The sequence below is a fragment of the Paenibacillus tabacirhizosphaerae genome, from assembly GCF_040812395.1.
GTDB lineage: Bacteria > Bacillota > Bacilli > Paenibacillales > NBRC-103111 > Paenibacillus_E.
Map to the genome: position 1 here is coordinate 47,255 of NZ_JBFNXH010000009.1, position 12,087 is coordinate 59,341.

Here is a 12,087-nt window from a genome sequence, read left to right on the forward strand (position 1 = left end):
AACTTTACTAACCTGAATACTAAGGAGATTCCTATCCATATGAGCCAAAAAGAAATGGAAGAAGAAATCATTCGCAACTACCAGCGTGACGAACAAATGATGATCCTCGTTTTCGCGCAGTGGTGCATCAATCACGATCTGAATCCCGCTGAGCTGTACCGTGAAGCCTATCCCGACCAAGCGGACAATGTTCCGCTGCAGCAAGCATTGGAGTTGACCGTGCCTAAAGAAGAAGCAGGCGAAATCCTGGATGACACGTTGCTTGGCGTGCTTTCGCTGTTCGGCAATGAAGAGCTTGCCTTCATCGTAACGGAAGAAATCAGCAAACGCCCGAAGCACGGCTGATCACAAAATGCAAAACACCAGACCGACCACTGGGAGCCCTCATCAGACTCCCTTTTCTCTTCCCAGCTTAAACGTCTCGGCCAAAAGCTCGCACGTACGCAATCTCGTCTGTACGTCATAGCCGCCGGACACCACCATCACTTCATCCACCTCATAGCTTTCCGCGAGCCTGAGAAGCTGTTCTTTAACCCGCTGCGGACCCCCGATGATCATCCGTGACCGATTATCGCGAACCCGTGTGCGATCCCATTCCGAATAAACATACGCCTCCGCTTCATCAGGCGATTTCACACCCGCGAACTCTCCTTTTTCCACCTGTAAAATCCGGAGATCCACAGAAACAGCCAACCGCTCCGCCTCTTCATCCGTCTCCGCGCAGAGCACATAAATGCAAACCGTCGCCTGCGGGACGACGTTAAGCTCCGTCGGCCGGAACGACTTGCGGTAGCTGCGCACCGCTTGCTGGCCGCCTGCGCCATTGATGAAGTGCGCGAAGCAGAACGCCGCGCCCGCTTGCGAAGCATACACTCCGCTCTGCCCGGTGGAGCCGAGCAGCCACACCTGGGGCACCCGCTCCACAAGCGGAGTGGCGCGGATGCCCTCGAACACATGGCCCGGTTCCACCGAATCGGTGAGGAACCGGAGCAGATCCGCGACTTGAGCCGGGAACCGCTCAAGTCCCTCGAACAGATCGGCGCCGACGCCCCGCAGCGCCTTGGCGGTATGCGGCGTACCGCCCGGCGCACGCCCGATGCCAAGGTCGATGCGCCCGGGATAGAGCGCCTCGAGCATGCGGAAATTTTCAGCGACCTTGTAGGCGCTGTAGTGGGGCAGCAGGACGCCGCCGGAGCCGAGCCGGATGCGGCTCGTGCGAGCCGCGAGCGTCGAGAGGAACACCTCAGGCGAGGAACCGGCGAGACCGGCGGAATTATGATGCTCCGACACCCAGAATCGGGTGAAGCCTAGCCGGTCTGCCGCCTGAGCCAGCGTAATTGTTTGCTGCAACGCTTCACTATGCGTGAACCCGGACGAGACCGGCGACTGATCCAGAATACTGAGCTTCAGCATGTTCTTCATCCCTACTTTCTATCTATCTGCCGATGATCATTGCCTTGATTATACATCGCCCGTCCGCAAAAAGAAAAAGGACAAGCCGATTTCGGCATTGTCCGGAGTTGCTTGAATAAGTGAGGTCTTTCCGGACTTCAGCGGCTTATCTATCATCGCTGTCGTCTGTTTGTTGTCCGTTAGCCCATAATCCGTTACTTCAGCTCCGCGATCAAACGATCGACTTCGCCTGTTGGCGTGGTCATAGCCTCGTATACTTTGACAGTAACATTGTTTTGAATCTGATCGGTTGTCAGATTATTGAAAGTTAGCGTCTGCTTCCCGTTCACCAAGCGTTCTGCGCCTGTGAAAGGAAACGATTTGAAGCCGATGATGCTTCCTGAAGCGTCAACAAGCTCGAATTTCAGCTTAGCGAAATTGTTGTCTACAAGCACCTGCGGATCACGTGTGAGATCCAGGAACAACTGCAATTTGTACGTATAGTTAATGGCAATTGTCTGTCCTGGCGAGGTTGTTTGCGACAGGAAATAATCCTTAATATTGACAGTGTATGGATACAGGGAAATTTTATGTCTGTCATCTTCGCCTTGCACCGCTACTTGATAAGACGCTATCGTCGATTTGTAGCTTTGATCCTTGTCGTCGCTCGATGAACCGCTAACTGCATTTTGCAGCTTCATCGTAAAGGCAGCGCTCGTCTCCGAAACAGGCAGAACGAAGGCATAGCTGACAACCGTCGATGTTCCTGGCGCGATCGTTTTCTGAACGTCGTTTTGTCTGGAACCTGCATAATCGTAGCCAGCAGGACTCGACAATTCGGTTTGGAACGCCGGCACCGGAATTGGACTTAAGCCTTTATTCGTAAGCTTGAACTTGGCAAACGCTACCTTGCTGCCTTGGTCTTCGTTATCAGCAACATGCAGTTCGTTCAGCGATACGTTCAGATCTTGATTAATCACGTCATTCCATTTTTCAAAAGCAATCGGCGACCCGAACTGATAACTATTCACCGCTGTCTTCGTGTCAGGAAGCTGAATATTCAGCTTGCCAACCGCGAAATTGGAGGTTTTCACGCTGCCTGCAGCGTCTGTTTGCGTGAAACTTTCCGTTGTCAACACGTTCACACTTTCAAGAATCGTATCCATCTCCGCATGAATTGCGAAGTGGATATATTTGCTTTCACCTGGCTCCAGGGACACAGGACCTGCCTCTACTTGCTTGCCTGCATACACGTTGGATTTGTTTTTGCCATCCAGTTCAATAGCAGGTACAATTTCCGTCTGATCGGACGGATTACTCACCAACAGCTTTATAACGTAGGCCGCACCTTCGTTCGTATTGCTTTTATTGACATCTACCGTTTTGTATGCGAGCGGCGATTCCAAGGTTGGGATCGTGAAGGCTTCTCCCCACTTCTTTTGAAGTGCAGCATCTTTCAATTCCGCACGGCTTCCATTCCACGTAATTGCCCCGATTGGCGCTGTGAACAAGGTTGTCTCCAGCTTCGGATACACATTATAATTCACGTCAATCAGCGTCAAATCGCTTAGGCTCACTTCCGTCTGACGGTTAATGACCTTCATATACGTCAATTCGACTTCAGAATCCGGCTGAACCCCATGGGCATTGCTGCTGCTAGCTCGAAGCGTGTAGGTAATGCCATCGGTTGTTTTTACTCTAAGCTCATGATCAGGAACACGAAGCGTCTGGCTGCTCGTATTCTTCAATCGAATCACGGCGCCGAGACGAACACCGCTCGATGTTTTCTCATTGTAAATACCTTCCACAGTCGCATGCAGGCTGTCATTTAAGTCATAAACGGCCGCAGCTGCCGGTACGCCTGCTCCATCTGCCCATGCGGGAAGCCCCGACATCAGCAGCGAAGATGACAGCACGAGCGTCATCGCTACTTGTTTAAATTGCATCTTCATTGTTGAGTTCCTCCTAAGCTATATACGCTCTTACATTTCAATCATGACATGGTGCTGGGAATCGGAGCTTTCGCCCTCCTGCACAGCTGCCTTCTGTTTCTTTTTCTGTATCATGAAAATAACCAAAACAATCGAAATGAATGCCGGAATCGCTGAAACCACCAAAGTATCGGCAATAGCTCGGGTCAGAGCTTCCTTCTGCACCAACCCATATAAGACGCCGATGACGCCGCTTGCCGCTGAACTTGAATCCGTACCAAGCTCTAAGTAACGATGTACGACATTGGTTTGAAAATCCGCGTAAACCGTCGTATTCGTAGAGATCCCCTCATTGAATCTCGCGCCGTATTGCGTGGAATTGTTGTTCATGATACTGGTCAACATGGCAATACCAAGCGAGGCCATAACGTTACGGATAACGTTGGAAACCGACGACGCCCTGCCTATCAAATGATTCGGCAGTGTGTTCATCCCCGCTGAAGTCAACGGCATCATACATAAGCCAATACCGATACCGCGAATAATGAGCAGCCCGCTGATCCAATGCGTTGGCGTTTGCTGGGACAGTACATGCAGTTCCACCGTCGTGCAGCCAATAATGGCCAGGCCCACGATGCCCAAAGGAACGACGCCATACTTCGTAACCAGCTTACCGGCGACCGGCATCATGAAAGCCATCGCAATGGATTGCGGCATCATGACGAGACCTGTCTGCATGGGCGTCAGTCCGCTCACATTTTGCAAAAAGATCGGCATCATATAAATTCCGCCCTGCATCGAAATCATAACGAAACTGGAAGCCGCCAAGCTCAGGCTGAAAACAGGATTTTTGAACAACCGGAAATCCATAATCGGATTTTCCTTGCCCAGCTCTACCCAGATCAGCAGAATGAAACTCGAGATCGAGATGAAGAACAAACTGACGATATAGAGAGAGGTCCACCCGTCGGATTGACCGTCCGTTAAAGCTAACAACAGCGTACTAAATACAATCATGCATAAGATACTGCCGATATAATCAAACTTGAGTCCCTTTCGTTTCGGCGTTTCTTTCAAAATGAAAAAACCAAGTGCCACCGCAACGATACCGATTGGAACGTTAATGTAAAATAGATAGCGCCAACTAAAGTTGTCGACGAGGTATCCGCTCAGCGTAGGTCCCATTGCAGGCGCCGCCATAGCGGAAATCCCCCAGATGCCCATCGCCACTTGAATTTTGCTGCGGGGCATAATCTGATACAACATCGCCATGCCGACCGGCATGATGAAGCCGCCGCCAAGCCCTTGTATAATACGGAAAACGATGAGGCTCGTATCGCTCCAAGCGATCCCGCACAGGATCGAACCGATCACGAAGGCAACGACGGTCGAAAGAAAGGTTGTTTTGTAACCGAAACGATCGGAAAGAAATCCGCCCATTGGCACAACAACCGCCGAAGCGAGCATGTAGCCCGTGACCACCCACTCAATCTCTGTTGAGGTTGAGCCAAATACGGCCATCAGCTTCGGTATGGCTACGTTCATCAAGCTGTTATCCAGAATGGCTAGGAAGGTTCCCAGGATGAGCACCATTAGCGCTAACCACTGGTATCCGGTAATTTTCTCCTCTTGCTGCTCAGTAGCGGGGCTGGCTGCTGCAGTTGTTGACATGCTTGTTGCCCCCTTTATTCGGCATGAACCTTAGTGCCGTCAGTCAGCTTATCGCCCGGATTCAGAACAATTTTATCATTTGGCTTCAGATCAGCCTGCCCTTTCAGATAGAGCCAATCTGCATTTTTCTCTTCGGTTTGCAATTCTACAGGGTGAATCGTATCTCCACTGAGCTTGTAAACAGTCGATTTGCCGTCTTTTTGCACAACTGCCGCTTTCGGAATCTCTAGACGGCTCTCTCCGCCGCTTCCTCCGAAGGCTACGCTCGCAACCGCGCCGGCATGAAGAGCTCCGTCTGTGTTGCTAACGGTCAGCTTAACAGGAAACGTATTGTTATTCGTATCCGATACTGGACTTACGAAGGTAATCGTTCCTTCAAACGTTTTGCCAGGTATGCTCGGCACACTAACCGTTGCTTTGGCTCCTTGCTTAATTGAGGCAACCATATCTTCCGGCACACTAACCTCGACTTTTACTTGGTCCATGCTAACAACAGTGAGCAGCGCAGCGCCCGCTTGCGCCATTTCCCCTGCATTCACATTCTTCTTCACAATGATACCGTCAATCGGGGCAATAACTCCCGCGTTTTTAACCGCATTTTGCGCAAGATTCAAGGATGCTTGCTTCGCTGATACATCTGCCTTCAACTGCTCCAAGGTATTCGCAGTCGCGCCCTCTTTGGCCAAGCTTAGCTTCGCACTGGCTGCGGACTGCTGTGCATTCGCAGCTTGCTGCTGAGAAACAGCAGAATCGTAAGCAGACTGCGCTTTGGTATAATCCAAAGTGACTTTATCCAGTTCATCCTGCGTCACGTCGCCTTGATCGAAAAAGTTTTTCGCATGGTTATAGCTCTTCGTGACAAGCTCCAACGCCGCTTGCGCCTGCGTTACGCCCGCAGCTGCCTGGTTCGCACTCGCACGTGCTTGATCGACGGCTGCCGCTGCCGCTTGCAGATCCTGTCCGCGCGCGCCTGCTTCTGTATCCGCCAGCTTCGCTTGCGATGCAGTCAGCCCTGCTTGCGCCTGGTCCAACTGCTGCGCCAAATCTTCCGTATCAATTTGCAGAAGCACGTCGCCTTTCTTCACCTTCGCGCCTTCTTCCACGTTGACCGAAGCAATTTTACCGCCAATCTTGGATACGACTTGAACCGTTTGATCGGCTGCTAATTTCCCGCTCGCACCTATGGCGCTTGTGCTGCCGAGCGTTATCACCTTAACTGCAGGTGCCTGTGACTGCGCAGCGCTTGTCGGCGCGCTTCCACAGCCGCTCACCATGATCATAGAACCTGCCAGAACACTTAAAGATAGTACGACATGAAGATGTTTTTTCATGGGTTTCACCTTACTCCCCTTTGATATGGATTTTGATCTCGGCATTCATGCCCGGCGCCAGATCTAGTCCCTGATGGTCATCTATCGAAATTTTTACATTCATGCGTTGAGTAACTTTCGTGAAGTTCCCGCTGGAACTTGTTGTTGGCAGCAAAGAGAACGTGGAGGCAGTCGCCTGACCGATCTCGAAAATTTTCCCTGTGAATTCGGTTCCGCTATATGTGTCAAAGCCCAGTGTAACCTTCTGCCCAATGTGAACCTTTTTCATTTTCGTTTCATCAATATCTGCCGACACGTATACGGCGTTCTTATCCACAATCATGGCAACCGATTGGCCTGGTGCAACCACTTCGCCCACTTTTGCGGCTGTCTGAATGACCGTGCCGCCAATCGGGGAACGCAACGAAGCTTGATCGAGCAAGCTGTTCGATAAATTCGTAATATCCTGCTGGCCTACGATTTGATCGGCGATGACTGTGTCGCCTACTTTCACGTTCAGCGTATTGATCTTCCCGGAGATCCGAGGCATAACCCGGTAAATATCGCCTGCGATGCGCGCATTGTCCGTGGATACGTAGTTAGCTCCCTGATACCAATAGTAACCGCCAATGCTGCCTCCGCTTATAACCAAAACGGCAAGAATAATAATAAGAACCAGTTTTCTATTCATTCCATTCCCTCCAGCTTTTTCTCTAAATGCTCAATGAGTTTCCCCACAACTTCTTGGCAAGCAACGATCTGTTCGGAGGTGAAAGCATCCTCTAATCCCCCATAAAGCTCCTGATTCAATCCTTCCAGCTTCGTCTTTTTCATCTGCTGACAAAAATTCGTCGTGCCGATCCACACAACCCTGCGATCCTGCTCATCCCGCGTGCGTTCTACTAGCCCATCCCGCTCCAAACGATCCACAATGCCGGAAACCGTGCTATTGCTTAGCTGCACAGCCTGAGCTAAATCACTGAGATTGCGAGGCTCTTTCAAGAACAACTCCCGTAAAATAAACAACTGCGGTCCCGTGAGCTCTTCCCGCTGCAATCCGCGGTACATGAGCGAAACCCGCAATTTATGCAGTCGGTTTAAATCGGAGAACAGATCTTTTACTTCCAAACCACTTCCTCCTTAGTCATATGCATTTGGCGCAAAAGGCTTCGTAGCCATACCTTCCAACATCGACAAAAACTATTTCGCCTGCGAATGTTTCGTATGCGAAACAATCGACGTCACCTATCATAACACGCTTTGAATTTTCTGGAAATAGCCTTTTTTGTGAACATATCGTGAACGAAAAAAGCCGAAAGCTTATGCTTTCGACTGTTTCATACTCGATGATGGGAGGTTATTGCCGGTCATGCGCTTTACTCTTCTGTCCCCTTCTTACCGCAAAAGGAATAAACGCAAAAACGATGTAAAGCGCAACTGCCCAGTAGAAATTTGAAGAACCGATATCCTTCAGCGAAGCGCCGAACACATTGTACACGACCGCCCCCGGGATAATGCCAATCAGCGTGGCCCACGTGTAATCCCAGAACCTGATTTTGGACAACCCCGCCCCGTAGCTCACGCCGTCGAACGGAAAGAACGGCATCAGCCGCATGTACAAAACGACCATAAATCCGTTTTCTTCAGCCTTTTGGTCAAAAGTGAGCAGCTTCTTACTGCGCAGTATCCGCTGGAAGCCATTCCTGCCCCATCTTCGCGTTATGTAAAAGGACAGCAGCGCACCCGCGCCTGCCCCAATGATGTCGTATATCGTTCCCCAGAAAGCGCCGAATACAAAACCTCCGAACAGCGTAAGCGGCGTCGCCGGGAACAGCACCAGCGGGCGCAGCGTGTAAGCAAGGATATAGAGCAGACCGCCAACCAGACCCAGATCCCGCAGCCAATGACCAATCAGGTTCATATCCAATCGTGACCAAACGCCTGTAAATTTAAGCACAAGCAAACAGGACACAGCCGCCAGAAACCACAGTAACAGCAGCCAAAGCGATTTGGAGCGCGCCATGGCCCGCCTCCTTTAAATACTTTGATGAATGCACAAAGGTCATTATACCAATATTTGGGACAGGTAAAAAGATTCGCTGCAATTACCTTCTTTGTGGACACGTTAGCGAAAGCTATCTGCAGCTCAGTCATACAAAACGGATTTGGGCACCTTAGGGTGGGTAGACCACTTTAAAGTGCCTTCTTACGTAAACACGAGTTATGGATTAATGTGGAAATATAGATCAGAGACACCTGTTGAATGTTCAAAGGGCTCTCTGAAAGCTCATAATCTCAGAATATGAAAGTGGGGAATTGTTATGAAGAAAACAGGATTTTCAGGATTACGCCTAGGGCGTATAAGTACAGTTTTGGAAGGGTATGTCAATCGTGGTGAAATCGCGGGAGCAGTCACCCTCATTCATCGACATGGCGAGGAAGCTTATGCCGATGCCATAGGCTGGCAGGACAAAGAGATACAGAGCCCCATGAGGCGAGATACGCTATTTCGTATCATGTCCATGACGAAACCGGTAACTGCCGTCGCTGCCTTGATATTGGTCGAAGAGGGCAAGATTCGTTTGTTTGATCCCATTGACGCCTGGCTCCCAGAGCTTGCCAATCGGATGGTGCTGCGGGATCCTAATGGCCCGCTCGACGATGTCTATCCTGCATCCCGTTCGATCACGCTGCACGATTTGCTTACCTCTCGTCTGGGCATTGGCTGGGGAGACCATCAACTTCTATTTCCCTTATTCAACTTGCTGCCCGCGCCACTCGCGAAGCCGATGGGAATTGAACACGAGGATCTCGATTCCGATGCCTGGTTGAGCCGTCTGGGTGAGCTGCCTCTGGTATACGAGCCTGGCACTCATTTTCTCTACCATATCGCCCATGAAGTTTTAGGTATCTTGATTGCTCGGATTACGGGTAATTCGCTGGAGGCGTTTTTCCAAGAGCGCATTTTCAGGCCTCTAGGGATGGTGGATACAAGCCTGACAGTACCATTAGAAAAACGAAACAGGCTGGCTGTGGCGTATGCGCCTGCTACAGAAGATGCCCTTGTCATTCTGGATCATCCGCAGACCACGGGCTGGGCTGAAGATCCGCTTTTTCCATCCGGAGGGGCAGGCTTGGTTTCCACAGTTGATGATTATCAGCGTTTTGGACAGATGTTACTGGGAATGGGCGAGCTGGATGGTGTACGTATACTCTCGCGCAAGAGCGTAGAGGCGATGACGACCGATTTTCTCACAGCCGAGCAGCATGCACAACCCTTTTTCGATGAATCCGATTATGATGGGTCCCTCATGTGGACCAACAAAGGATATGGTTATGGCGTCTCGGTAAGGACCAAGCAAATTGGCATCGGCCCCAGTGTTGGCTCCTTTTTCTGGCCGGGGGCCCTGGGGTCAACCTGGATCGCAGATCCAAAAGAAGGGCTGGTGGCAACGCTCATGATTCAGCTTCGAGGCGCGCAACTACCTAAAAACAGCAAAATTGCCATGGATTTTTGGACATCGATCTACCAAGCGATCAATGACTGAGGCGTTCACTTGCTTCTGATTCATTGGAGCGGTTCAGGAAAGTAGAATAAGAGTCTGCTTTTCTGAACTTGTATAATAGGTTCTTTTCAGACATAAGCAAATACGGATGGTAGTGAAGATAGTTCGGTAGATCGTATGTGTTGTTCTTATTTTGGCTAATAAAAACAACTTCTTCTCAGCCAGTTGCCCGATATGACGCTCTACGGACTAGGAACTGCAACTGATATTTCTGACAATCATCTCAATGGTGGGATAGCACTGACTCTGGTCGCTCATATACGCTATAATATCAACGAGAATCAGCTACTCATACAGATCAAGCCCGTAGCATCGATGGATTTTATGCGGCAGGATGGTGTATCCCTTGCGATGTCCTGTAAAATTGCTTTCTTTGGCAACTTCGTCCATGTACGTGTTAGCAGCTTTGTTACTTTTAGTGAGCCATAAATCAGGCGTTCTTGTCCTTATTTGGTTATACCCCTTTTTGGAGTATGTACCGTTTTGGGGTGGCTTTGAAGTCAGGAAGGCGGCTAGCCTGAAACGTTCCTTTCCTGGGGTCTATTGAGCTTGCCGCCACCATACTCTCTGAGCGGTTATTTCGTGTTGTCAGCGATACAGCGGCAGACAAAAAGAAGACCACCTTACGATGGTTAGTCGCAAGGCGGTGTAGAATACTACGCAGTCATTTAGATTTTTTCCATTCTCCAATCAATTACAATGATCTTTTCAGAATGAAAGATATCTAACATATCTTTGCAAAATAATTTTAATTCATCAATTTCGGCATCCTTTTTAATCATCCTAATTTCTGCTTCAAACCCTTTCTCCAATACATTGAATCTTATCAAACTGAAAGGTTTGATATATTTGCCTTTGTTTGGGTAAGACCATTTATTTACAAATTTTGGAAAATTCCTTTTGTCGTAACCAGTTAAATCTTGATCTAATTCCACACTAAGTTTAATCTCGGAAGATTTTTCAAGTTCAAAGTTTGGTGTGTGATACACCTCATTTATATTATTGAAAAGCATTGCCTCCATCCCTTTCCTTAATTCCCCGGAGATAATTTTTTCCCCCAGGGGCTCATTTTAACTAATGCCCTCGCAATAATGGCTGCAGCACCTACGGTTTCCAACTCTCTTATTGTACCATCATCATTCGTGTAATATAGAGAATAGTTAACTTCACCTGGGGCCGGAAATGTAACATTCATTTTTACATTATCAAATACAGGCACACCATTAATTGATGAAAGCTGTTCCCCCTCTGTTAAATTACCTGCTTTTTTATACAGCTCCAACTGGGGTTTTGGATCTTCTCCATTAGATGGCTTCACTTCCCAAACTTGTTTTCCCAAAACAATATCTGCTCTATAGTTTCCTTTTCCTTCTCCCTTTGGCTTAGGTAAACTCTTTTCTAGAGTAGGGAATTCACCGTATTTTTCGTATATCGCTTTAGTTGCTTGTATCTGGGCTATCTCATGAAACGGAGTAAATAATTGTCTAAATGAAGTCTCATCACCATACTCAGGCCAAGAAGGTATTGCAGCAGCAAGACCATTAGCTCCGAAAATCAATAATGATGCATTAGCTGCATTGTATGAACCTCTTTTATAACCCTTAGAAATCAGGTTCAAAGACCAATCGTATGAATGCCCTTAGGATCATTTCTAGTCAGCGGATTATCAATCTGCCCTTGGTAAGTTCGAAAAATTCTTTGGTCAACAGGTCTATAGCCCGTCTTTTAAATGAATATTCCTTCATCTCCCTACAGCTTGGACGATTTCTTTTGACTCTTTACGATCAATACATTCCTTCTGCTTATTATAGAAGGTGACGCGACTACTTTTGTTTTTATGCGTTACGGAATCTTGGCAATCTGCTTCACATATTCAGATATACAGCGGCAGACAAAAAGAAACCACCCTACGATGGTTAGTCGCAAGGTGGTAAATAATTTTTAGCCTTGACCAAATGCCTTATTAATAGCTTTTATTGCTAGAGCAATACTACTATTTAATTCATCCGAGAAATATGCTTTCTTCTCAACAAGTACCTCATTAAACAAAATCCGTAATTCTCCTAAGTACTCTGTTGATGTTGTAAAAGTATTAGTGGTAAAAAAACTTAATTCCTCTGCCAGTCTTTGTTCACCAATTTTAGATAATTCACTAGAAACAAAACCTGAAAATTCTTTCATATTTTGAATATCATTAAACTCCCATTTCATTATTCT

12 protein-coding genes are annotated in these 12,087 nt (G+C 48.3%); 2 read left to right on the forward strand and 10 right to left on the reverse strand.

Features of this window, described 5'->3' with window-relative positions:
• The first annotated feature begins 39 nt into the window (after positions 1-39).
• The gene (locus tag ABRS97_RS16750) at positions 40-345 is read left to right on the forward strand and encodes a hypothetical protein (protein WP_367815749.1); all 306 of its coding nucleotides are present in this window, start codon (positions 40-42) and stop codon (positions 343-345) included.
• A gap of 42 nt (positions 346-387) precedes the next feature.
• Here the strand turns inward: ABRS97_RS16750 and ABRS97_RS16755 are convergent, their stop codons facing one another.
• The 7 genes from ABRS97_RS16755 to ABRS97_RS16785 form a co-directional block, all read right to left on the reverse strand.
• On the reverse strand, positions 388-1,413 hold the full coding sequence (locus tag ABRS97_RS16755; RefSeq protein ID WP_367815751.1) for an LLM class flavin-dependent oxidoreductase: 1,026 nt from the start codon (positions 1,411-1,413) through the stop codon (positions 388-390).
• 194 nt (positions 1,414-1,607) lie between these two features.
• A complete protein-coding gene (locus ABRS97_RS16760; protein WP_367815753.1) occupies positions 1,608-3,344 on the reverse strand; it encodes a DUF4352 domain-containing protein in 1,737 nt (578 codons plus the stop codon).
• 30 nt (positions 3,345-3,374) lie between these two features.
• Complete coding sequence (locus tag ABRS97_RS16765; protein WP_367815755.1) at positions 3,375-4,994, reverse strand: DHA2 family efflux MFS transporter permease subunit; 1,620 nt, start codon at positions 4,992-4,994, stop codon at positions 3,375-3,377.
• A gap of 14 nt (positions 4,995-5,008) precedes the next feature.
• Complete coding sequence (locus ABRS97_RS16770) at positions 5,009-6,325, reverse strand: efflux RND transporter periplasmic adaptor subunit (protein ID WP_367815757.1); 1,317 nt, start codon at positions 6,323-6,325, stop codon at positions 5,009-5,011.
• 10 nt (positions 6,326-6,335) lie between these two features.
• Positions 6,336-6,995 (reverse strand): HlyD family secretion protein, encoded by a 660-nt coding sequence (locus ABRS97_RS16775; protein WP_367815759.1) that lies wholly within the window; start codon positions 6,993-6,995, stop codon positions 6,336-6,338.
• On the reverse strand, positions 6,992-7,432 hold the full coding sequence (locus ABRS97_RS16780) for a MarR family winged helix-turn-helix transcriptional regulator (protein WP_367815761.1): 441 nt from the start codon (positions 7,430-7,432) through the stop codon (positions 6,992-6,994). The genes ABRS97_RS16775 and ABRS97_RS16780 overlap by 4 nt, the downstream gene beginning before the upstream one ends.
• A 229-nt stretch (positions 7,433-7,661) precedes the next feature.
• Entirely contained in the window at positions 7,662-8,327 is a 666-nt protein-coding gene (locus ABRS97_RS16785; RefSeq protein ID WP_367815762.1) for a TVP38/TMEM64 family protein, read from the reverse strand.
• A 298-nt stretch (positions 8,328-8,625) separates the two neighbouring features.
• Here ABRS97_RS16785 and ABRS97_RS16790 point away from each other — a divergent pair, with 298 nt between their 5' ends.
• Positions 8,626-9,852 (forward strand): serine hydrolase domain-containing protein, encoded by a 1,227-nt coding sequence (locus ABRS97_RS16790; RefSeq protein WP_367815764.1) that lies wholly within the window; start codon positions 8,626-8,628, stop codon positions 9,850-9,852.
• Positions 9,853-10,538: 686 nt separating this feature from the next.
• On the opposite strand, the gene ABRS97_RS16795 is transcribed toward ABRS97_RS16790, so the two are convergent.
• The 3 genes from ABRS97_RS16795 to ABRS97_RS16805 form a co-directional block, all read right to left on the reverse strand.
• On the reverse strand, positions 10,539-10,892 hold the full coding sequence (locus ABRS97_RS16795) for a hypothetical protein (protein ID WP_367815766.1): 354 nt from the start codon (positions 10,890-10,892) through the stop codon (positions 10,539-10,541).
• A gap of 8 nt (positions 10,893-10,900) precedes the next feature.
• Complete coding sequence (locus tag ABRS97_RS16800; protein WP_367815768.1) at positions 10,901-11,488, reverse strand: hypothetical protein; 588 nt, start codon at positions 11,486-11,488, stop codon at positions 10,901-10,903.
• A 323-nt stretch (positions 11,489-11,811) separates the two neighbouring features.
• Positions 11,812-12,081, reverse strand: coding sequence for a hypothetical protein (locus ABRS97_RS16805; RefSeq protein WP_367815770.1), 270 nt, complete (start codon positions 12,079-12,081; stop codon positions 11,812-11,814).
• Between the last annotated feature and the right edge of the window lie 6 nt (positions 12,082-12,087).

What these genes read in the sequence shown, in the direction of transcription:
- ABRS97_RS16770 (WP_367815757.1), bottom strand. Translation starts at nt 6,325, where the DNA reads ATGAAAAAACATCTTCATGTCGTACTATCTTTAAGTGTTCTGGCAGGT.
- ABRS97_RS16765 (WP_367815755.1), bottom strand. Translation starts at nt 4,994, where the DNA reads ATGTCAACAACTGCAGCAGCCAGCCCCGCTACTGAGCAGCAAGAGGAG.
- ABRS97_RS16755 (WP_367815751.1), bottom strand. Translation starts at nt 1,413, where the DNA reads ATGCTGAAGCTCAGTATTCTGGATCAGTCGCCGGTCTCGTCCGGGTTC.
- ABRS97_RS16805 (WP_367815770.1), bottom strand. Translation starts at nt 12,081, where the DNA reads ATGAAATGGGAGTTTAATGATATTCAAAATATGAAAGAATTTTCAGGT.
- ABRS97_RS16785 (WP_367815762.1), bottom strand. Translation starts at nt 8,327, where the DNA reads ATGGCGCGCTCCAAATCGCTTTGGCTGCTGTTACTGTGGTTTCTGGCG.
- ABRS97_RS16790 (WP_367815764.1), top strand. Translation starts at nt 8,626, where the DNA reads ATGAAGAAAACAGGATTTTCAGGATTACGCCTAGGGCGTATAAGTACA.
- ABRS97_RS16750 (WP_367815749.1), top strand. Translation starts at nt 40, where the DNA reads ATGAGCCAAAAAGAAATGGAAGAAGAAATCATTCGCAACTACCAGCGT.
- ABRS97_RS16760 (WP_367815753.1), bottom strand. Translation starts at nt 3,344, where the DNA reads ATGAAGATGCAATTTAAACAAGTAGCGATGACGCTCGTGCTGTCATCT.
- ABRS97_RS16795 (WP_367815766.1), bottom strand. Translation starts at nt 10,892, where the DNA reads ATGGAGGCAATGCTTTTCAATAATATAAATGAGGTGTATCACACACCA.
- ABRS97_RS16775 (WP_367815759.1), bottom strand. Translation starts at nt 6,995, where the DNA reads ATGAATAGAAAACTGGTTCTTATTATTATTCTTGCCGTTTTGGTTATA.